The organism is Bartonella mastomydis (assembly GCF_900185775.1).
GTDB lineage: Bacteria > Pseudomonadota > Alphaproteobacteria > Rhizobiales > Rhizobiaceae > Bartonella > Bartonella elizabethae.
This window is the reverse complement of record NZ_LT883137.1, coordinates 289,538-309,035: the sequence shown is the minus strand read 5'-3', so window position 1 is coordinate 309,035 and position 19,498 is coordinate 289,538. Positions and strand designations below refer to the sequence as shown.

Annotated in this window: 22 protein-coding genes and 1 pseudogene; 1 reads left to right on the top strand and 22 read right to left on the bottom strand. The window is 37.2% G+C overall.

All coding sequences use genetic code 11. The features are described 5' to 3' along the window. Position 1 precedes the first annotated feature (1 nt). A complete protein-coding gene (locus FJG96_RS02090; RefSeq protein ID WP_005774220.1) occupies positions 2 to 781 on the top strand; it encodes a succinate dehydrogenase iron-sulfur subunit in 780 nt (259 codons plus the stop codon). A 2,547-nt stretch (positions 782 to 3,328) separates the two neighbouring features. Here the strand turns inward: FJG96_RS02090 and virB11 are convergent. From virB11 to trwL (FJG96_RS01970), 22 genes and pseudogenes are all read right to left on the bottom strand, one after another. Then, positions 3,329 to 4,390: a P-type DNA transfer ATPase VirB11 gene (gene virB11 / locus FJG96_RS02080; protein ID WP_139412525.1), complete on the bottom strand. Its 1,062-nt coding sequence runs from the start codon at positions 4,388 to 4,390 to the stop codon at positions 3,329 to 3,331. Continuing rightward, a complete protein-coding gene (gene virB10 / locus FJG96_RS02075) occupies positions 4,365 to 5,501 on the bottom strand; it encodes a type IV secretion system protein VirB10 (protein ID WP_139412524.1) in 1,137 nt (378 codons plus the stop codon). Before virB10 ends, virB11 begins: the two co-directional genes overlap by 26 nt. Next, positions 5,501 to 6,307 (bottom strand): P-type conjugative transfer protein VirB9, encoded by an 807-nt coding sequence (virB9, locus tag FJG96_RS02070; protein ID WP_139412523.1) that lies wholly within the window; start codon positions 6,305 to 6,307, stop codon positions 5,501 to 5,503. Before virB9 ends, virB10 begins: the two co-directional genes overlap by 1 nt. 13 nt (positions 6,308 to 6,320) lie before the next feature. After that, positions 6,321 to 7,022 (bottom strand): VirB8 family type IV secretion system protein, encoded by a 702-nt coding sequence (locus FJG96_RS02065; RefSeq protein ID WP_139412522.1) that lies wholly within the window; start codon positions 7,020 to 7,022, stop codon positions 6,321 to 6,323. After that, positions 7,019 to 7,162 carry a hypothetical protein gene (locus tag FJG96_RS02060; protein WP_015857026.1) on the bottom strand — a complete coding sequence of 48 codons (144 nt, stop codon included), beginning with the start codon at positions 7,160 to 7,162 and terminating at the stop codon, positions 7,019 to 7,021. The genes FJG96_RS02065 and FJG96_RS02060 overlap by 4 nt, the downstream gene beginning before the upstream one ends. A 244-nt stretch (positions 7,163 to 7,406) precedes the next feature. Next, positions 7,407 to 8,252 carry a TrbL/VirB6 family protein gene (locus tag FJG96_RS02055; RefSeq protein WP_139412517.1) on the bottom strand — a complete coding sequence of 282 codons (846 nt, stop codon included), beginning with the start codon at positions 8,250 to 8,252 and terminating at the stop codon, positions 7,407 to 7,409. Positions 8,253 to 8,440: 188 nt separating this feature from the next. After that, positions 8,441 to 9,241 (bottom strand): TrbJ/VirB5 family protein, encoded by an 801-nt coding sequence (locus FJG96_RS02050; protein ID WP_139412521.1) that lies wholly within the window; start codon positions 9,239 to 9,241, stop codon positions 8,441 to 8,443. Next, on the bottom strand, positions 9,238 to 9,381 hold the full coding sequence (locus FJG96_RS02045; protein WP_015857026.1) for a hypothetical protein: 144 nt from the start codon (positions 9,379 to 9,381) through the stop codon (positions 9,238 to 9,240). Before FJG96_RS02045 ends, FJG96_RS02050 begins: the two co-directional genes overlap by 4 nt. Positions 9,382 to 9,624: 243 nt before the next feature. After that, positions 9,625 to 10,470, bottom strand: coding sequence for a TrbL/VirB6 family protein (locus FJG96_RS02040; protein ID WP_139412517.1), 846 nt, complete (start codon positions 10,468 to 10,470; stop codon positions 9,625 to 9,627). Positions 10,471 to 10,658: 188 nt separating this feature from the next. Beyond that, positions 10,659 to 11,414, bottom strand: a complete 756-nt coding sequence (locus tag FJG96_RS02035; RefSeq protein WP_139412520.1) for a type IV secretion system protein — start codon at positions 11,412 to 11,414, stop codon at positions 10,659 to 10,661. Positions 11,415 to 11,486: 72 nt separating this feature from the next. After that, positions 11,487 to 11,822 carry a type IV secretion system protein gene (locus FJG96_RS02030; protein WP_139412519.1) on the bottom strand — a complete coding sequence of 112 codons (336 nt, stop codon included), beginning with the start codon at positions 11,820 to 11,822 and terminating at the stop codon, positions 11,487 to 11,489. A 35-nt stretch (positions 11,823 to 11,857) separates the two neighbouring features. Next, a pseudogene (locus tag FJG96_RS02025) lies at positions 11,858 to 12,076 on the bottom strand (type IV secretion system protein); the annotation flags it as partial. A gap of 358 nt (positions 12,077 to 12,434) precedes the next feature. Beyond that, complete coding sequence (locus tag FJG96_RS02015; RefSeq protein ID WP_120121385.1) at positions 12,435 to 12,578, bottom strand: TrwH protein; 144 nt, start codon at positions 12,576 to 12,578, stop codon at positions 12,435 to 12,437. A gap of 243 nt (positions 12,579 to 12,821) precedes the next feature. Further along, positions 12,822 to 13,667 (bottom strand): TrbL/VirB6 family protein, encoded by an 846-nt coding sequence (locus FJG96_RS02010; RefSeq protein WP_139412517.1) that lies wholly within the window; start codon positions 13,665 to 13,667, stop codon positions 12,822 to 12,824. 218 nt (positions 13,668 to 13,885) lie between these two features. Beyond that, the gene (locus FJG96_RS02005; protein ID WP_139412516.1) at positions 13,886 to 14,623 is read right to left on the bottom strand and encodes a TrbJ/VirB5 family protein; all 738 of its coding nucleotides are present in this window, start codon (positions 14,621 to 14,623) and stop codon (positions 13,886 to 13,888) included. Next, positions 14,620 to 17,091 carry a VirB4 family type IV secretion/conjugal transfer ATPase gene (locus FJG96_RS02000; protein WP_139412515.1) on the bottom strand — a complete coding sequence of 824 codons (2,472 nt, stop codon included), beginning with the start codon at positions 17,089 to 17,091 and terminating at the stop codon, positions 14,620 to 14,622. Before FJG96_RS02000 ends, FJG96_RS02005 begins: the two co-directional genes overlap by 4 nt. 2 nt (positions 17,092 to 17,093) lie before the next feature. Then, on the bottom strand, positions 17,094 to 17,402 hold the full coding sequence (locus FJG96_RS01995; protein ID WP_139412514.1) for a VirB3 family type IV secretion system protein: 309 nt from the start codon (positions 17,400 to 17,402) through the stop codon (positions 17,094 to 17,096). A 12-nt stretch (positions 17,403 to 17,414) separates the two neighbouring features. Next, entirely contained in the window at positions 17,415 to 17,726 is a 312-nt protein-coding gene (locus tag FJG96_RS01990) for a conjugal transfer protein (protein WP_139412513.1), read from the bottom strand. Positions 17,727 to 17,853: 127 nt separating this feature from the next. Next, positions 17,854 to 18,180: a VirB2 family type IV secretion system major pilin TrwL gene (gene trwL, locus FJG96_RS01985; protein WP_139412512.1), complete on the bottom strand. Its 327-nt coding sequence runs from the start codon at positions 18,178 to 18,180 to the stop codon at positions 17,854 to 17,856. An 81-nt stretch (positions 18,181 to 18,261) separates the two neighbouring features. Continuing rightward, positions 18,262 to 18,585, bottom strand: a complete 324-nt coding sequence (gene trwL / locus FJG96_RS01980; protein WP_139412511.1) for a VirB2 family type IV secretion system major pilin TrwL — start codon at positions 18,583 to 18,585, stop codon at positions 18,262 to 18,264. 105 nt (positions 18,586 to 18,690) lie between these two features. Then, positions 18,691 to 19,005, bottom strand: a complete 315-nt coding sequence (trwL, locus tag FJG96_RS01975) for a VirB2 family type IV secretion system major pilin TrwL (protein ID WP_139412510.1) — start codon at positions 19,003 to 19,005, stop codon at positions 18,691 to 18,693. Between the two features lie 135 nt (positions 19,006 to 19,140). Next, positions 19,141 to 19,464: a VirB2 family type IV secretion system major pilin TrwL gene (trwL, locus tag FJG96_RS01970; RefSeq protein WP_139412509.1), complete on the bottom strand. Its 324-nt coding sequence runs from the start codon at positions 19,462 to 19,464 to the stop codon at positions 19,141 to 19,143. Positions 19,465 to 19,498 lie beyond the last annotated feature (34 nt).

Genomic DNA, 19,498 nt, shown 5'->3' with positions numbered 1-19,498 from the left:
TATGGTACAAATTAAGCTTCCCAAAAATTCTCAAGTAAAACCAGGAAAGGTTTGGCCTAAACCTGAAGGTGCGACAAAACTGACAGAATTTCACGTGTATCGTTGGTCGCCTGATGATGAGGAAAATCCCCATCTGGATACCTATTATGTGGATCGTTCTGCTTGTGGCCCTATGATTCTCGATGGGCTTTTGTTCATTAAAAATCATATTGACCCGACTTTGACATTGCGTCGATCTTGCCGTGAAGGCATCTGTGGTTCCTGTGCGATGAATATTGATGGAACCAATACATTGGCTTGTACCAAAGGTATGGATGATGTAAAGCACCCTATTAAGGTCTATCCTTTGCCCTCCATGCCGGTTGTGAAAGATTTGGTTCCTGATTTAAAGCGCTTTTATGCTCAACACCGAGTCATTGAACCTTGGTTGCAAACTGTTTCGCCTGAGCCCGCAAAAGAGTGGTTACAAAGTCACTCCGATCGCCAAAAAATTGATGGTCTTTATGAATGTATTTTATGCGCCTGTTGCCAAACATCTTGTCCAAGTTATTGGTGGAATGGTGATCGTTATTTGGGGCCCGCTGTTTTGCTCCAAGCTTATCGCTGGATTGCTGATTCACGTGATGAGATGTGTGGTGAACGTCTTGACAATTTAGAAGATCCTTTCCGCCTTTATCGCTGTCATACGATTATGAATTGTGCGCAAACTTGTCCAAAGGGATTAAATCCAGCAAAAGCGATTGCTGAAATTAAAAAACTCATGGTTGAACGCCGCCTTTAAAGAATGCGACTTCATGAAAATAAAGGTTAAAGCTAGAAATAGTATGACCTTTGGAGATTTAATCTATAAAAGCGCATGAACCTCTTATGAGGCAGTCGTAACTATATTGTTCTAAAAGCAAAGTAATCTTTAAAAATGAAGTTTTTTCTGTAAAAGCAATCCTTGCTAACTGTATGGGCTTAAGAAAGCTCATAGTGGAGTTCTATCTGTGCAAATGGACCGATTTATAAACAGTAAAGTGGAACAAGGGAAATTGTGTTTTTGTTTTTATTAAATTCGTATCAAAATTCTCATTTTAAAGCATGATTTGATTGATCGTTTTTTATAAAAGAAGACTACTTTATATCAATAGAGCATAAAAAACAAAGAATAATACAAACATTATAACGTATGTAAATCATTCAAATGAAATACAAATGAGTGACGATAGTCCATAATTTTGCGATACGTTTATTATAATAGCGAAAACACTGCTGATATGCAGTGTTTGGGCGCTTTAATATCACCATATATATTTAATAACATATTGTGTTTTATAGATTTGATTGTTCATTGTATTAAAAAATAAAATTGATAGTTCTCAAAATTAGAGAATGCAAAATTATTCTCTCTTATTGCGATATCCTATAATTAGGGAGCTGTAGTTTAAAACTATCGTAATATCAAACAATTTAAATTTATTAGAAAGCCCAAAAAGGCTTTTGAGAAAATATCAAATTCATAGGTTTTTCTAAAAGTTTAGAAAATGGTAGTCAAAATTTTAAGAACAGGTATTGTGCATATAAAATAAGCGGTGTTTGTAGATTGATTTAAAGCCGAAAGAATTCAGTTATCAAAGAAAGTGTGTTTTACTTTTGATGAAATTTATAGAGGCTCATTTTCTATGCTTTTATTCATAAAAAAAGATAGAAATTTCTAAGTTTATCTCCCATTTTTAGGTTACTGAATTTCATTTCTGCTTGCATATAAGTTTCAACAAATTTGTTTAAACTGTCAGAGTGCTTTTTTATTTTTCGGTATAAGAAATATTTCTGAACATGAAAGAAAGTTTGCCAAGTATTAACGGTATAATCTGTCTTTGCTTGGGGGTTTATGCTGTTATTCCGTAAAACACCATTCATTTGAGATGGGATGATAAAGTGTTTAAAAGGTGAAATCTGCTAGGAAAGGAGATGGATTACGGATTGGCGCGCGTTAAAAAGCTTTATCCTTTGGGGTAGTGTTCAGTGAAACCTGCTAGACAATCCCGTAAACTAGAATGAAATCCATATGGACAGGCTTTTAATCTCGTTTTTTTTATGTATTGTGATAGGCAATTCACATGAAGAGTACTAGGACAGGTTGCAGAAAAAAGAAATCATTGTGAAAAATAGAAGCTTGCTTGTTTCTCATGTTTTTAAGAGGGGCTGGTTCTCATGCAAAACAAAATGACCTAAAAGGAATATATTTGTGTTGCTAATTTACGGGTTTGTTTTAAAGAAACATTTCTCAATGCTCGTCACACCCGTTTTGCAATGGCGCCTATGAATGGCATAACAATAAAGCTCCCATGGAAATAATAAAATCTATAGAAAAGCATCATCTTTACGCTTATGAAGGACCAAACTGGCATCCTCACACATTTTGTTTTCTCCCAATGTTTATCTTTAGGATTTGAGATGATTCATAAGATTTTAGTGCTTTCTTATATAGTTTTTATCCACGCAGACTTTCTCGCTTGTAACATGCGCGCAAGCCGTTTTGGTTTATTCAATATAAACAGATTTGGAACGAAAGAATCCATTAGCTCTTTTATCCAACTTGTAAGACAATGAACACTCTTTATAAATCAATGTGAGGTGCTTTAAGAAGTATAATTATCGATCTCTACTTGTTGGAACTTTCACTCTTTGAAATATTAAAAAAGGCAGGAATGTTCATGAGTAGAATTTATCTATATAGTTTATAGACATTGTTTTTGAAGGTGGAGATATGAGCTCCACGTGATAAGGTTAGCAAAGCTTTCTTTAGAGGAATTTGATTGTTTACAAGTTGGTGTAGAATAAGAATCTTTTTCTGCTCAAAGAAGAAACCTATAGGCCAATATACATTCTATTCTTGAATAGAATGTGATTTATATAGATGCTCAATCAGAATGATCGTATATTTGTCTGAGGTTCTCTGTCTCTGAAGATTGTTTGGGTCAAAAAATATTTATTGATCGCTTAAAATAAGCTTTTGTTTTGATCATGATAATTATTGATGATGATCGGTATCTGTTTCATGAAGTTCTTATTGATAGGCGAATCAAAATTTATTCTTTTCTTTTTATTGAGGTATTTATTTCGTCGTTATTTTTTCTCTTTTGCATCAAATATACATTTTCAAAAGATAAATAGAGAGAATGATCGATAGAATCTCATATGCTATTTTGTTTTCTTTTTTTTCATGGAGAGTGTAGAGAATACATTGGAGAGGCAAAGAGAAGAGGGGGGCTCAATAAAAAGCCGCAACCAATTGTTGCGGCTTTTTTTGTCTGTGTGCTCTGATCGAGAGAGCAAGACTCTTTTAAATGATTTTTGATTTAGCAAAAATCGGGTCGTAAAAAACTTCAGAAAGTTTTCTATCTTTAAAGAACAACACGGCATCAACTGTTGTGTAAAGAACGAGCTTGATCATTTCTATCTCGAGTTGGCGACCAACTTCTGATCTTTTAATCAAGGTGGCACAGCGCTCAAAGGTCTGTAAAGCACTGTTGGCATGCGTCGTTGTAATCGATCCAGGATGACCTGTGTTGAGTGAATTGAGATATTCCCATGCTTCATTGCCTCGTAATTCAGCAAGAAAAATTCTGTCAGGCGATTGACGCATACAGGCATCTAAGCATTCTTCAGCTGAAACACGACCTACATTGTTACCATAAATCATATTTACGTGATTAGGATGATTGGGTAGAAAAAGCTCATGAACATCTTCAATCGTGATAATACGCTCTTCTACAGGGACTTTTTCAATGAGCGAGCGGGCAAATGTTGTTTTCCCCGATCCTGTCTTGCCGGCAATGATGATGTTGCGTTTGTGAAGGACGCATTCTTCCAAAAATTCAAGAATTTTTCCCTCACGTTTACGTTGTAAGAGCTGAACTTCAAATGGTTCTAAGCGCGTGAAGTCCTGCTTTGATAACAAACTATTGGCTTCTTTTGCTGAAGGCTTGTTAAAACTTACATCGGAAAAATCATCAAATGTCCCTTCTTCTTTGAGTTCTTCTAACGTCTTAACGATGAGAGAATGTTTACGAATCACAAAAGAAAGAGTGCCATCAACAACAGCTGGCGTTTGGATAATTGTACCACGTTGTCCACCAGGCAAGAGCACGTAATTAATGCTTCTGGGAGCCATTCCGTTATAAACGATAATCGCTGTAATAAGTGTTTGCAAAAAAGCTGTTGTTAACTCAGGTACGCTATGGACCTGCCACCCGTTGAAGCTTTTTGTCCATAATTCACAGGGGCGGCAGATCGATAATTCAGTGATCTTCGGATCTTCTAAGAAACGATCAAGCGGTTGCAAAAGCTGAGAAACTGCTTGATCTTTTTGTATCGGGTTAACGTGTGACGAGACTGTAGACATTGCTGAAATCCAGATCACGAGCAACAAAAATATTCACTCGTTCGCCTTGGTGTTTGTAAAGAGTTGGTGTGATATTGATCGAATTCTGAAGAACATCGGTTACGATCGATTCAGCATTATGAGCTCCTTGTGGCTGTGTTTTTTCTTTATCCCCTTTTATACTTTTATTAAATTTGCCTTTCACCCATTCTCCTAAATCACCGATAATACTTACCATAATTGCGCCACCAAATCGCTCCCAAAAGTGTCTATCAACCCAGCCCCCCATACCTGCTTCACCAAGAGGACCAGTGCCGGGCGAATCAAGATTGACAATAACTCCAGAAGGGGTTTCAATGCGTGACCATTGCACAAACACACGTGTTTGTCCTTGCTGTAAGCCACTTTGGTAAAAACCAACGACTTTAGAACCACGATCGAGTAAAACAACACGACCACTTGTAGAATAAACATCCCGCGTTAAATGACATGTCGTCATTCCTGGTTGTGACGTGATGATTTTTGTTTCCAATGTACAATCTATTTGCGTTCCTTGTGTAATTAAGAGATCACGGTTACGAAGTTGCGCTGCATGCGATTGGCCTAAACGTACAGGCTGGAGATTTAATGCTCCACTGTTATCATTCGATGTTTTAGTTTCTGTAGATCCTTCGCTACCGCCACTGTTAAGACTAGAACTGAGCATACGTTTGCGTGCCAATTCTTCAGAATCTTGGAGCATATGTGGAGGAACGGTTGTTTGAAGAAGTTTAGCCAAGGCCGGTGGAATATCTAGGACTGAGTCCTCTGTTTGTGCTGGTTTTTCTTCTTCTACAGGTTTTGGCTCTTCTATAACCCGAGGGATATAGTTCGGTATAATTTGCTGTACCGTTTGTTGTGGTTTTTCTTCCTCTACTTCCACGGTACTACCCATTTTTAAAGCTTTCCAAGTCAGAGCAATCGGTACCGCTACTATGACAATAAGCCCTACAATTAACAATGCACGCGTCCCCGGAATTGTCGGACGGTGCTCTGAACCTAGTTCGGAGCTTCCATAGGCATTTTCAATATGTTTTTGCTCTATATTGTCCAGTTTTCTACCTTTTTCATCTCCTTCCTTATTGTCAAACATTATTTTCCTCCTTTATTGATACGATAAACCACCGAAGATACTGTTCCTGTTGTGTTTGGTATACCATGGGGGTCATAGGCTTCATTAAAAACAGCAAGAGCGCGTTTACCAAGTCGTATGAGCCATTTAGGATTTACTTTATGAACGGCGATAATATCATTAGAACTTCCGATAATGGTGCGCGGTATTAAGCTTTCATTCCCTTCAGCATCCACGACATAAATCGATGGCATATCCATGTTAGCGGGAAACTTGAAATAAGTAATACGCCCATTGTCCCAAGCATTGATGGGAGCAATATCTTGATGACCGCTCATGGTGTAACTCAGGTTATAGCCTTTTACAGCTTGGTGAAACCCACGTTCAATTGCGAGGCGCCGGTTGTTTTCTTCTGATTTTTCATCGGTTGAATCGGGATAATGGAAAGCCAATTCATAGGTTGATCCTGCACGGTCATTGCGAAATTGTAGTCGGAATTTATAACTTCGTTTGTCAGTTACAACAATGAGATTGGTATTGGCAAGTTCTGCTTTTGGCTTAATAAAAATATGCCGTCCTTTATGCGCAAAGGCATAGGCTTCTGAATCACCAAAGGCATGAGTGATATATTGTTCACCTTCTTCAAGAATAATATGTGTTGCTACTCCAAGAACTGTTTCAATTTGAACCACATCGGCTTCGTTATAAGTTATATAGCGAATGCGGTGATCATATTGTGAATTTGATGGACTTTTGAGTGCCTGAACAGGTACCGTATAAAGAAAAGAAAACGAAGACAATAGAACAACGAATGCAAGTTTTTTCATAACAATCAATTCCTTAATCATTCAACAGTATTTCTGGGTCAGAACGGTAACTTGTTACTTGAAAACCAAGGGGGTTAAGCAATCGGGCAGATGATTTCATAGGTGCACCGACATAGGTATAACCAATTGTTGCAATCTGGTGCTGTTTTGGTCCAGTAGCAGCACCGCTGCTGTCAAGTTGTTGAGTCGTAAAACGTACAGTTGCTTGACCAAGGCCATTAGGCTGGATTGATCGTACTTTAACTGTGATACGTGCTTTGTTGGAAAGCACTTTATCTCGTGCATTTTCCCCATCATAGATTTTATAATATTCTTGCTGAACAGCAGCTGCACTTAAAAGTGCTGTTGTGTCATAGTTCAGTTGAATGGTATCGTAGTCATAAGTTTCGCGGTTAAGTACATATTGGTTGAGCCAATATCTATCTACAACTTCACCATAGCTTTCTTCGTGCTCGCGCATAATTGAGATAACATCAACAGCTCCTGTTGTGTTATCAACGCGTAACACTAAAGGTGTAGGCGCTGGTTGGGAAAACCCAATGACGCCACATATCATACCGAATAAGCCAAAAAGGCCAACAGCACTTGCTACACGCCACGCCGTTCTGCGCGACTTTACAAATTCGCTTATCAGATCCCGTTCTAGACCACGGCTTTCTTCGTAATAACTGCTAAGTTGTTCGGCTTTCACTGGTTTTGCTTGTTTTGTTTTCATCTGTCTCCTCGCTTAATTTCGGCAGGGATTGTTTTATTAATAGGCACACGGTTCCTATCATTGGGTTGTTTGAGCTTTGGTGCTAAAGCACAAGCCGATAAAAGGTTTGCAATCAAAATCACAAGAATGATATTTTTCATTTTAATATTACTCTTTTTTGCTGTTAGATGCATCCTAACATTTATTATCATTATTTCCATTTTGAATGTAAAGTAAAGTGCATAGTGTATAATTATTTTACTTTTCTTAATTTCATTTTTTAATTGATGAAAATAGCTCAATTTCAGTGCAAATATTTTTTACTGTAGGATTTAGATATCTTGGTTATTTTGTCCTATGGATATTCAGGGTGTCTGTTATGAGAATCACTGTTTTTTATATCCTCTAGTGTTTATGTCTCCATAGATGTCCAAATGTTATGCCTTTTGCGAGAGAATTGGCAATGCTTGATAGTTTGAGTAAGAGCATGATGGATATAATGGAGAGGATAAGCGCTCCCCCAAACATGAAGCTTATATTCTGGTCGTAATCAAGTTTCATATCACCCAAATAGTTTGCAAGGATATTCATCATCACATTAAAGACAGTGGCTAAGAGTAGAAAGAGGATTATGTAATTTACGACTTGGATTAACCACTGCTCAAAAAAGCGATAAGTTGGTTGCCAGAGCAAAGCAATGATGAAGATAGGTCCCCAGCCTACGAGAAGTGCAATAGCGATTTTTGTCAGGATAACAAGCCCACCGCCGATTGCGACGACAAGGCTTGTTGCCAGCAAGATAAGGATGCCTAAGAGACTATAAAGCAGCCCATTGGCCTCGAAGAAGATGGTTTCTTGGAAAAGACGACTTGCATATTGAAATCCATTTTCTGCTGTTTTATCAAGCAAGCTCATTAATTGTGTCTCAGTGAGTGGATTTGTTATGAGCGCTTTTGATAAATCATAGGGCATATCTGTTATCAAATTCGCGATTTCACGTTGATAAAGTCCTGCGGTAAGCGCTGTTGAAGTAATAATAATTATTCGCAGGAAACGATTTACGAATCCGGAGAGTGGCATATCTATAGCGCCACGAATGATGAGCCATCCATAAATGATGAAAGCGATAGTGATCCCGATTGATACGAGGGGTGTAATGGCAACAATTGCGTTTGAGGAAATATCCGTGACATATGTTTTTGTTATCTGATCAATTTTATTGAAAAGTTGCGTGAACACGGTAAAGTTCATGGCATTCCTCTTTAACGAATTTTCATGTTTTATATGGTCTTTTTAGGCATTCTTCGTTGAATTTTTTTAGGATGGATCGAATGTGATCAAATCTTCTCAGTCTATGAAAGAGAACTGAGTATTATGCATTAACTTTTTCTTTTTACGAACACACAAAAATAATATACAAAATGTTATTATAAAAAGCTTTATTGAAATTTTATGGTAGGTATACTTCCTTGCCTTGTGGAAGCTGGTATATATATCCTAGTTTTTTGTCTGTTGATAAGATCCGCTTCATTATTGAAGAAATTTCTGATCATTTGTACTTTGATAGATTCATTTCGAATCATGGCTAACATATATTTTAGCTCTGCTTGTAATTTAGTAGCTTCTTTCAAATCCTGCGTTTTGCCTGTAGTATCTAGCAAATTAGCAATTCTTTCAAAACGCTTCTCTGTGTTCTGAAGAGCTTGTAAACTTACAGCTCTAGCGATAACCCCTCTATATCTGAGACGTGTACTAATTTCTTTATGCATCTCCTTTAGTGCTTTAAGAAGGGTATATCCCTCTCGGTGAAGAGTGGGAATAGCATATTTGTTATATAAAAGCTCTGAAGGAACTAAATGAATCAGAAGGGTACCGGAGTTGTATGTATTTCGTACTTCTGGGTACATTAACTTCGGATTTTGAAGAAAATGTTTGGGATCGTGTGGCAATACATGTTTAACTCCATTACCCGTTATAGAATCGCGTATCTTTAATGTTTGGTTGAATTTCTTTTCGCTCAGTTCAAGTTGTTTTTTTAAGAGTTTAATAACTTCCAGATATTCTGCTGGTGGAGTTGGTGGAGTTGGTGGAGCTGGTGGTGTCGGTGGAGTAGAAGTCCGTGTGGGTGAGCTTTTGGGTTTTGAGGGTTCGAAAGTTACCGTTATCTCTGCATTTGCTGGAACTAGATTCAGCACTGCCAAAAGGGTAATCACTCCTGTTATAATAAATCGCTTTTTCATCTGTCTCCTCGCTTAATTTCGGCAGGGATTGTTTTATTAATAGGCACACGGTTCCTATCATTGGGTTGTTTGAGCTTTGGTGCTAAAGCACAAGCCGATAAAAGGTTTGCAATCAAAATCACAAGAATGATATTTTTCATTTTAATATTACTCTTTTTACTGTTAGATGCATCCTAACATTTATTATCATTATTTCCATTTTGAATGTAAAGTAAAGTGCATAGTGTATAATTATTTTACTTTTCTTAATTTCATTTTTTAATTGATGAAAATAGCTCAATTTCAGTGCAAATATTTTTTACTGTAGGATTTAGATATCTTGGTTATTTTGTCCTATGGATATTCAGGGTGTCTGTTATGAGAATCACTGTTTTTTATATCCTCTAGTGTTTATGTCTCCATAGATGTCCAAATGTTATGCCTTTTGCGAGAGAATTGGCAATGCTTGATAGTTTGAGTAAGAGCATGATGGATATAATGGAGAGGATAAGCGCTCCCCCAAACATGAAGCTTATATTCTGGTCGTAATCAAGTTTCATATCACCCAAATAGTTTGCAAGGATATTCATCATCACATTAAAGACAGTGGCTAAGAGTAGAAAGAGGATTATGTAATTTACGACTTGGATTAACCACTGCTCAAAAAAGCGATAAGTTGGTTGCCAGAGCAAAGCAATGATGAAGATAGGTCCCCAGCCTACGAGAAGTGCAATAGCGATTTTTGTCAGGATAACAAGCCCACCGCCGATTGCGACGACAAGGCTTGTTGCTAGCAAGATAAGGATGCCTAAGAGACTATAAAGCAGCCCATTGGCCTCGAAGAAGATGGTTTCTTGGAAAAGACGACTTGCATATTGAAATCCATTTTCTGCTGTTTTATCAAGCAAGCTCATTAATTGTGTCTCAGTGAGTGGATTTGTTATGAGCGCTTTTGATAAATCATAGGGCATATCTGTTATCAAATTCGCGATTTCACGTTGATAAAGTCCTGCGGTAAGCGCTGTTGAAGTAATAATAATTATTCGCAGGAAACGATTTACGAATCCGGAGAGTGGCATATCTATAGCGCCACGAATGATGAGCCATCCATAAATGATGAAAGCGATAGTGATCCCGATTGATACGAGGGGTGTAATGGCAACAATTGCGTTTGAGGAAATATCCGTGACATATGTTTTTGTTATCTGATCAATTTTATTGAAAAGTTGCGTGAACACGGTAAAGTTCATGGCATTCCTCTTTAACGAATTTTCATGTTTTATATGGTCTTTTTAGGCATTCTTCGTTGAATTTTTTTAGGATGGATCGAATGTGATCAAATCTTCTCAGTCTATGAAAGAGAACTGAGTATTATGCATTAACTTTTTCTTTTTACGAACACACAAAAATAATATACAAAATGTTATTATAAAAAGCTTTATTGAAATTTTATGGTAGGCATTTTTGTGTTTGCAATGTCAAAAGCCTTCAGATCCAATTCGTGCCTGTGCATTTTTATAAGCGCATACTCAGCATCACGTAATTGCACAACTATTTGGAGTTTTACAGATTCATTTTCGATCATAGCTAATATACCGTCCATATTTGCTTGGAAATCAGCAATCTCTTTCAGATTTTTTGCTCTCTCAAGTGTGTCTAACAGAGATAAGATATACTTAAAGCGGTTTTCTGATGCGTCCAAAGCATGTAGAGTTATAGCTCTATCCATAGTTGACGTGTATCGTAAACGTCCTAAAATATGCCCATTCAACATATGCCGTTTCTCAGCAACCCTTTCTTCATCCTTTAGAATCTTTTGATATAATGCATTTGAATAGTTTTTTGCGTGGAGCGAACCTACATCTTTTAAAAAAAGCTTGTCATACATTTCTTTCGTAGTTTTAGCATCCTGATGTGTAGTTATAGATCCATCAGTTATAGCTTTATAAGCGTCCTCAATTGCTGAAAACTGTTTTTCTTTCAACTCAAGCTTCTTTTTTAATAGCTGAATAACTTCCAGATATTCTGCTGGTGGAGTTGGTGGAGTAGATGGTGTCGGTGGAGGCGGTGTGACTGTGGGTGAGCTTTTGGGTTGTGAGGGTTGGTAAGTTACCGTTATCTCTGCATTTGCTGGAACTAGATTCAGCACTGCCAAAAGGGTAATCACTCCTGTTATAATAAATCGCTTTTTCATCTGTCTCCTCGCTTAATTTCGNCTTTTTACGAACACACAAAAATAATATACAAAATGTTATTATAAAAAGCTTTATTGAAATTTTATGGTAGGCATTTTTGTGTTTGCAATGTCAAAAGCCTTCAGATCCAATTCGTGCCTGTGCATTTTTATAAGCGCATACTCAGCATCACGTAATTGCACAACTATTTGGAGTTTTACAGATTCATTTTCGATCATAGCTAATATACCGTCCATATTTGCTTGGAAATCAGCAATCTCTTTCAGATTTTTTGCTCTCTCAAGTGTGTCTAACAGAGATAAGATATACTTAAAGCGGTTTTCTGATGCGTCCAAAGCATGTAGAGTTATAGCTCTATCCATAGTTGACGTGTATCGTAAACGTCCTAAAATATGCCCATTCAACATATGCCGTTTCTCAGCAACCCTTTCTTCATCCTTNGGATTAACCACTGCTCAAAAAAGCGATAAGTTGGTTGCCAGAGCAAAGCAATGATGAAGATAGGTCCCCAGCCTACGAGAAGTGCAATAGCGATTTTTGTCAGGATAACAAGCCCACCGCCGATTGCGACGACAAGGCTTGTTGCTAGCAAGATAAGGATGCCTAAGAGACTATAAAGCAGCCCATTGGCCTCGAAGAAGATGGTTTCTTGGAAAAGACGACTTANTTTTTTGCGTGGAGCGAACCTACATCTTTTAAAAAAAGCTTGTCATACATTTCTTTCGTAGTTTTAGCATCCTGATGTGTAGTTATAGATCCATCAGTTATAGCTTTATAAGCGTCCTCAATTGCTGAAAACTGTTTTTCTTTCAACTCAAGCTTCTTTTTTAATAGCTGAATAACTTCCAGATATTCTGCTGGTGGAGTTGGTGGAGTAGATGGTGTCGGTGGAGGCGGTGTGACTGTGGGTGAGCTTTTGGGTTGTGAGGGTTCGAAAGTTACCGTTATCTCTGCATTTGCTGGAACTAGATTCAGCACTGCCAAAAGGGTAATCACTCCTGTTATAATAAATCGCTTTTTCATCTGTCTCCTCGCTTAATTTCAGCAGGGATTGTTTTATTAATAGGCACACGGTTCCTATCATTGGGTTGTTTGAGCTTTGGTGCTAAAGCACAAGCCGATAAAATGTTTGCAATCAAAATCATAAGAATGATATTTTTCATTTTAATATTACTCTTTTTACTGTTAGATGCATCCTAACATTTATTATCATTATTTCCATTTTGAATGTAAAGTAAAGTGCATAGTGTATAATTATTTTACTTTTCTTAATTTCATTTTTTAATTGATGAAAATAGCTCAATTTCAGTGCAAATATTTTTTACTGTAGGATTTAGATATCTTGGTTATTTTGTCCTATGGATATTCAGGGTGTCTGTTATGAGAATCACTGTTTTTTATATCCTCTAGTGTTTATGTCTCCATAGATGTCCAAATGTTATGCCTTTTGCGAGAGAATTGGCAATGCTTGATAGTTTGAGTAAGAGCATGATGGATATAATGGAGAGGATAAGCGCTCCCCCAAACATGAAGCTTATATTCTGGTCGTAATCAAGTTTCATATCACCCAAATAGTTTGCAAGGATATTCATCATCACATTAAAGACAGTGGCTAAGAGTAGAAAGAGGATTATGTAATTTACGACTTGGATTAACCACTGCTCAAAAAAGCGATAAGTTGGTTGCCAGAGCAAAGCAATGATGAAGATAGGTCCCCAGCCTACGAGAAGTGCAATAGCGATTTTTGTCAGGATAACAAGCCCACCGCCGATTGCGACGACAAGGCTTGTTGCTAGCAAGATAAGGATGCCTAAGAGACTATAAAGCAGCCCATTGGCCTCGAAGAAGATGGTTTCTTGGAAAAGACGACTTGCATATTGAAATCCATTTTCTGCTGTTTTATCAAGCAAGCTCATTAATTGTGTCTCAGTGAGTGGATTTGTTATGAGCGCTTTTGATAAATCATAGGGCATATCTGTTATCAAATTCGCGATTTCACGTTGATAAAGTCCTGCGGTAAGCGCTGTTGAAGTAATAATAATTATTCGCAGGAAACGATTTACGAATCCGGAGAGTGGCATATCTATAGCGCCACGAATGATGAGCCATCCATAAATGATGAAAGCGATAGTGATCCCGATTGATACGAGGGGTGTAATGGCAACAATTGCGTTTGAGGAAATATCCGTGACATATGTTTTTGTTATCTGATCAATTTTATTGAAAAGTTGCGTGAACACGGTAAAGTTCATGGCATTCCTCTTTAACGAATAGTCAATTTTCTACCACTTTAGAACTCAGATACGTTTTAAAGATTTCTACACATCATTTATACTCAGGGAGCTCCACCACGATTGTCGTGGCATTGATGAAATTTCTATGTCCCTTTGAATTTTCACGTTAGCACTGCCCCCCCTGTACAAGTAGCCTTTATTTGCATGAAAAGAGAAAATAAATGTTTTAAAGAATTTTATCGGACGAATCTTATAGTAGGCATTTTTGTATTTTGGCTATTCAAAATTTTTATGTTGTGTTTGTCTTTTTGTTGTTTGATAAGCGATTGCTCGGCGTTGCGTAAATGTGTGACCATTTGTAATTTTGCTGTTTCATTTTGGAGCATGGCGAGCATTCCAATTATATGTGTTTGTAATTCAGCAATACTTTTTAAATCTTTTGTTATCTTGACTTCGTTTAAGAGTTCTTCAATTTTCTGCAAACGATTGCTTGCTTCCTGAAAAGTCTTTAAACTCACGGCTTTATCAGTGATAGCTGCATATTGGATACGCTTACCAATAGAATTGCGGGATTCATGGATAGAGGCAGGAATTTCTTCTTCTTTTAAGATATTTTCAAGGGATGTAGATAGAGCAGAAGGCTGATTTCTATCGTAAAGCATCTCTGGATTTTTCAGAAAAAAACTGCTGTGATTGGTTTGTGCATTTTTAAATTTTCGGCTGCCCGTTATAGATTCATGTATTTTCTTTACTTCCTCGAGGTGTTTCTTTACGACTTCGAGGATTTCTTTAAGACTTATTACAGGTTGTTTAGGGGTTGCTGTACCTGAAGATGATCCTCCAAACAAATTGGGCCACGTTGTTGGAACTGTTGCTCCCAAATCTGCTGCTCCAGCACCCCAAACCCAAGCCATTGCTGGGTTTGAGACGCCTAAGGTTATTGCTATTGCTATTGAAATGACCTGTTTCTTCATGTTTCCCTCCTGTCATTTTTTGCATGCTGTAAAAAAATCGGTAACCATATTGCCGGATCATCACCCACTTCAGCGATAATTCTTTCAGCTAACTCCGCGTTATCAGGTGTTCCTGATAACACCAAAAGCTCATCACTAAAGTCGTGTTCTATGGTTTTTCCATTGCTTGTTACATGGAACTTACCGAGATTCAGTTCTGCAAGTGCAGATTGATCACCCTGTTTAATGAGGAATTGGCGACTAAACTCACCAAGTCCTTTAACAAGTTCAAATTCAGTATCTGTTAATTTAAAACCTTTTGTATAATCTTCATAATTTGCTTTGGGATTGGCTAGAAAAATATAAGTTGCACATTGTTGAATGAGTGTTTTGGCAATATTACTTTCCAAAGCATCGCTAGGCTCTTGTGTTGCATAAACAAAAATACCATTTTGTTTACGGATAGTCTTTTGTTTATTTTTTGCTAAATCTTCAAAGTACGGATCTTGCAAAGGCTTCCAAAACTCATCAAAGATATACATAAATCGCTGTCCGCTAATCATACCTTCTGTACGGTAAAGCAGATACATCATCACTGGAGTACGCGTTTCCAAATTATCTAAGAATTCTGTAATATCAAAGCCGTAAATTTGATGAGTTGAAAGATCAAGGGCATCATGAGGATTATCAAATAACCATCCATAATCACCGCCTTCGCACCATTTGAGTAAACGAGCGTGAACAGATGGGTGTGAATCATAATCACTTAAGCGCGGATTTGGTAAGAATTGCACCAGAAAAGACAAACGGCGAAGCGATGGATCAATATTACTGCTCATAACAGACATAACAGCTTTATTAATTTCTTCTTCGTCATGATGCGTGACTTCGCCACCAGCTTCTGCCAATTTTTTAACAAATTGTTTTAGAAAAATTAAATTATCTTGAGTGGCGGGAAGTTGGAAAGGATTAAAACCACTTGATCTTCCTGGCTTGAATGTTAAATATCTTCCCCCCATCGCTCGAATGGCAATTTCCATGCCACGGTCTTTATCAAAAACGACAGTTGTTGGTTTAAATTTTTGCGCTTGTGCTAACAAAAAGCCGAGCAACACAGTTTTACCCGATCCAGATTGTCCGATAAGTGCGGTATTACCAAGTAATCGCTTATCGGTTGAATCCTCCTCAAGTTTGGAGGCATGAAAATTGAAATAAAGTGGTGTTTTACTGGCTGTTTTAAGAATTGTAACTGCTGGTCCCCATGGATTCCCAGTAGGTTTTCCTGACATAAAATTATGAAAAGATGAAAACGATAAAAAGTTTAGTGATGTAATTGGGGCAGGGCGGGGTCTCCATTTCCAATTACCAGGAAGTTGTGCCCAATAGCCAGCTTCTATCGCCAAATCCACGGGTTTGGGTAATACTGCAACATCTAATAGCGCAGCACTTGCTTTGGCCATATGGTCGCGAACTTGTTGAATTGTATCACCATAGATGGTCAATGTACAATGATGTTCCCCCATGACAAAATGTCCACTGATAAGCTGGTTTAAGGCTTCGTCAATCTGTGCAATTTGGCTTGTTGCCACATCACGTGCATCAATAAGATTACGCTGATGTCGCTGCAAATAATCTTTAGCAGCATGCCGAGAGAGCACCGAAAAGCTCTGCGTCAATATGAACTCGAAGTCACTTTCCAACAAAGAATTCAGTTGTCCTGGTTTAGTTGTTGCATCGTATTCTTTAATTTCTAACATTCCAAATCGACGTGTTCCACTGGTTGTACGGAGCTCACCAAGAGCACCCCATTTTGAGAAAAATGGCCGATTGATAGACATGTAGTCAGCAAAACGATCATGACAAATGGGCATAGGGCGATATTCACCATTGACAAGCATTCCAAGGAATTCAAGTGCAGAAGAATAAACATGTCCATTTTTTTCATAAGCACCAAGAAGTTCTGCACCATAACGCCTTAAAGATTGGCCTAAAGTACGATTGACGTCATTGAGTTCTTTGATGCATGAGTCTTGTCGCATCTTTTTTTGATCAAGTGTTTCGCGTTCATGTTTAGAAAAGAACGACATAATTTTATCTGCTATCGGTTGAAAGACGACAGTCAAATACAGATCATTGACCATCAAATTATAACCAGAAAAGCTTTGCCGATATTTTTCATCAAGCTGATAGCAAAACATTTGATTAAATGCTGAATCAGGATATTCATAAACACGACGGCGCACGATATGTGTCCAAAATGATAAATTAGCTGATGCAATACCCCGTAGAGTATTATTCAGCTCTTTTGTCCATTGAAAAATATCTTCTTCTGAAGCGCTTTGATGCGAACGACCGTCAATTTTCCAGATTGACAAATATTCTGCATTCTTCGTAGAGATAATCGTATCTGTAATATGATGGGAATAGGGGAGGAACAGGCTTACAGGTGTCTCTGATGCGAGACGTTTGCTGCTTTCAACAGCTGTCATGTTTATCTCCTTTTACTATAATCAGAGGGACTATAACTTGATGCGCCCCAAAAACCTTTATTGCGATTGCGAAACTTAGTATCGATCCATAACCACCAGATACGAAATGCTTTATCATCATTTTTAGTGATTTGCACCATAATGAACCATAATGGTGGTGCCATAATCCACAAAAAGATACTTACTGTCATAGCAATAACAGCGACCCCCATAAGCATAACGATAAATGGCATCATGGGGACACCCCATATCGTTGGAACACGTGTTGCTCCTTTGAATAGGGGAAATTCTTTTTTTTCTTGTAATTTCATGGGGTGCTCTTGTCACTGGAGGTGAAATAATATGTGGCTAATATAGAAGGCTGCACCAGCAATAATGACGCTGAATGCCCATCGCATAAATGTAGCTCTTGCGATGATGCGAAATATATAAATAAGCAAAAGAAATAAAAGAACTATAGCAGCAACGATAGGAATAAAGATACTTAACCCATATTGCATTCCTATAAAAACATCTAAGCTTTTTGCTTCCGTTTGAGCATATGCAGGTTGTGTTACTAATAACAACATTGAAGTGATAAAAATAACACTAATCTTGTTGCACATATTCTTTTGAAAAGTATCCGATTGTTTCATATCTTTTATCCCCTTTTAATTAAAAGTTTGCTATAAATAATATTCCTTTTGTTTCAGTATGAGCGACATCATTACTGGCGTATGCCTATGATCGACGAATATTTAAAACATTATGTATTATACCAACTTACGGCTTACCTGTAAATAACATTGCAGCAAGTTGAGCTGCTGATCCTGCAACAATGACACCTACTGCCCATCGTACAAATGTATCTTTTCCGATATAACGTCCTGCATAACCAACAGCTAAGCACAAAAGCATAATGCCAGCAGCAAAAGGTATAATTATATCTAAATCTTTCTTTAATACATCTAAAGCATTTTTTGCATTTGTTAATTTGCTCACATTCTGCGCAGCACAAATAGAATTACTCGTAAAAAACACAGTTAAAGCTGCAGAAATTGCGGTAATTTTATTATTACTTTTTAATTGGAAATTGATTAATTTTCTCATATTGTTTAGCCTTACCAGATTATACTTGACGTAATAATTTTTCTACGAAATAAAAAACTTTCCACGTTTCAAAAAAAATTACTAGGTAGTTTTAAACAATAAATCCGCCAGCTGAGCAGCTGATCCTGCAATAACTACACCTACTGCCCACCGTACAAATGTATCTTTTCCGATATAGCGTCCTGCATAACCAACAGCTAAACACAAAAGCATAACACCAGCAGCAAGAGGGATAATGATCTTTAAATCTGTCTGTAATGTCTCTAAAGCGGTTTTTGCATTTGTTAATTTGGTCACATTCTGCGCAGCACAAATAGAATTACTCGTAAAAAACATAGTTAAAGCTGCAGAAATTGCGGTAATTTTATTATTACTTTTTAATTGGAAATTGATTAATTTTTTCATATTGTTTAGCCTTATCAGATTATATTTGGCATAATAATTTTTGTACGAAATAAAAAACAACTTTATTGACATGCAATAGAAATCATGTTTCATAAGATTTATTTGTTACACTGTAAACAATAATTGGGCCAATTGAGCGGCTGATCCTGCAACAACGACACCTATTGCCCACCGTACAAATGTGTCTTTCCCGATATAACGTCCTGCATAACCAACAGCTAAGCACAAAAGCATAACACCAGCAGCAAGAGGGATAATGATCTTTAAATCTGTCTGTAATGTATTTAAAGCATCTTCTGCGTTTTTTAATTTTGTTGCAGCAGCACACACAGGATGCGTCATAAAAAATATAGTTAAAGCTGCAGAAGTTGCGATAATTTTATTATTACTTTTTAATTGGAAATTGATTAATTTTTTCATATTGTTTAGCCTTATCAGATTATATTTGGCATAATAATTTTTGTACGAAATAAAAAACAACTTTATCGACATGCAATAGAAATACTGAAATATAAGTTTTTTGCATGAAAAACTTTTCATGTTTCAAAAGATTTACTAGGTAGTTTTAAACAATAAATCCGCCAGCTGAGCAGCTGACCCTGCAATAACGACACCTACTGCCCACCGTACAAATGTATCTTTCCCGATATAACGTCCTGCATAACCAACAGCTAAGCACAAAAGCATAACACCAGCAGCAAGAGGGATAATGATCTTTAAATCTGTCTGTAATGTAGTTAAAGCGGTTTTTGCATTTGTTAATTTGGTCACATTGTTCGCAGCACACACAGAATGCATCATGAAAAACATAGTTAAAGCTGCAGAAGTTGCGATAATTTTATTATTACTTTTTAATTGGAAATTGATTAATTTTTTCATATTGTTTAGCCTTATCAGATTATATTTGGCATAA

Bases quoted from the DNA above. Each gene is read 5' to 3' on its own strand.
- FJG96_RS02005 (WP_139412516.1), bottom strand. From the start codon at position 14,623: ATGAAGAAACAGGTCATTTCAATAGCAATAGCAATAACCTTAGGCGTC.
- FJG96_RS02035 (WP_139412520.1), bottom strand. From the start codon at position 11,414: ATGAAAAAGCGATTTATTATAACAGGAGTGATTACCCTTTTGGCAGTG.
- FJG96_RS02040 (WP_139412517.1), bottom strand. From the start codon at position 10,470: ATGAACTTTACCGTGTTCACGCAACTTTTCAATAAAATTGATCAGATA.
- trwL (WP_139412509.1), bottom strand. From the start codon at position 19,464: ATGAAAAAATTAATCAATTTCCAATTAAAAAGTAATAATAAAATTATC.
- FJG96_RS02055 (WP_139412517.1), bottom strand. From the start codon at position 8,252: ATGAACTTTACCGTGTTCACGCAACTTTTCAATAAAATTGATCAGATA.
- FJG96_RS02060 (WP_015857026.1), bottom strand. From the start codon at position 7,162: ATGAAAAATATCATTCTTGTGATTTTGATTGCAAACCTTTTATCGGCT.
- FJG96_RS02090 (WP_005774220.1), top strand. From the start codon at position 2: ATGGTACAAATTAAGCTTCCCAAAAATTCTCAAGTAAAACCAGGAAAG.
- trwL (WP_139412510.1), bottom strand. From the start codon at position 19,005: ATGAAAAAATTAATCAATTTCCAATTAAAAAGTAATAATAAAATTATC.
- FJG96_RS01995 (WP_139412514.1), bottom strand. From the start codon at position 17,402: ATGAAATTACAAGAAAAAAAAGAATTTCCCCTATTCAAAGGAGCAACA.
- FJG96_RS02000 (WP_139412515.1), bottom strand. From the start codon at position 17,091: ATGACAGCTGTTGAAAGCAGCAAACGTCTCGCATCAGAGACACCTGTA.
- trwL (WP_139412511.1), bottom strand. From the start codon at position 18,585: ATGAAAAAATTAATCAATTTCCAATTAAAAAGTAATAATAAAATTACC.
- FJG96_RS02065 (WP_139412522.1), bottom strand. From the start codon at position 7,022: ATGAAAACAAAACAAGCAAAACCAGTGAAAGCCGAACAACTTAGCAGT.
- virB11 (WP_139412525.1), bottom strand. From the start codon at position 4,390: ATGTCTACAGTCTCGTCACACGTTAACCCGATACAAAAAGATCAAGCA.
- FJG96_RS02010 (WP_139412517.1), bottom strand. From the start codon at position 13,667: ATGAACTTTACCGTGTTCACGCAACTTTTCAATAAAATTGATCAGATA.
- FJG96_RS02015 (WP_120121385.1), bottom strand. From the start codon at position 12,578: ATGAAAAATATCATTCTTATGATTTTGATTGCAAACATTTTATCGGCT.
- FJG96_RS01990 (WP_139412513.1), bottom strand. From the start codon at position 17,726: ATGAAACAATCGGATACTTTTCAAAAGAATATGTGCAACAAGATTAGT.
- FJG96_RS02030 (WP_139412519.1), bottom strand. From the start codon at position 11,822: ATGTTGAATGGGCATATTTTAGGACGTTTACGATACACGTCAACTATG.
- FJG96_RS02050 (WP_139412521.1), bottom strand. From the start codon at position 9,241: ATGAAAAAGCGATTTATTATAACAGGAGTGATTACCCTTTTGGCAGTG.
- virB10 (WP_139412524.1), bottom strand. From the start codon at position 5,501: ATGTTTGACAATAAGGAAGGAGATGAAAAAGGTAGAAAACTGGACAAT.
- FJG96_RS02045 (WP_015857026.1), bottom strand. From the start codon at position 9,381: ATGAAAAATATCATTCTTGTGATTTTGATTGCAAACCTTTTATCGGCT.
- trwL (WP_139412512.1), bottom strand. From the start codon at position 18,180: ATGAGAAAATTAATCAATTTCCAATTAAAAAGTAATAATAAAATTACC.
- virB9 (WP_139412523.1), bottom strand. From the start codon at position 6,307: ATGAAAAAACTTGCATTCGTTGTTCTATTGTCTTCGTTTTCTTTTCTT.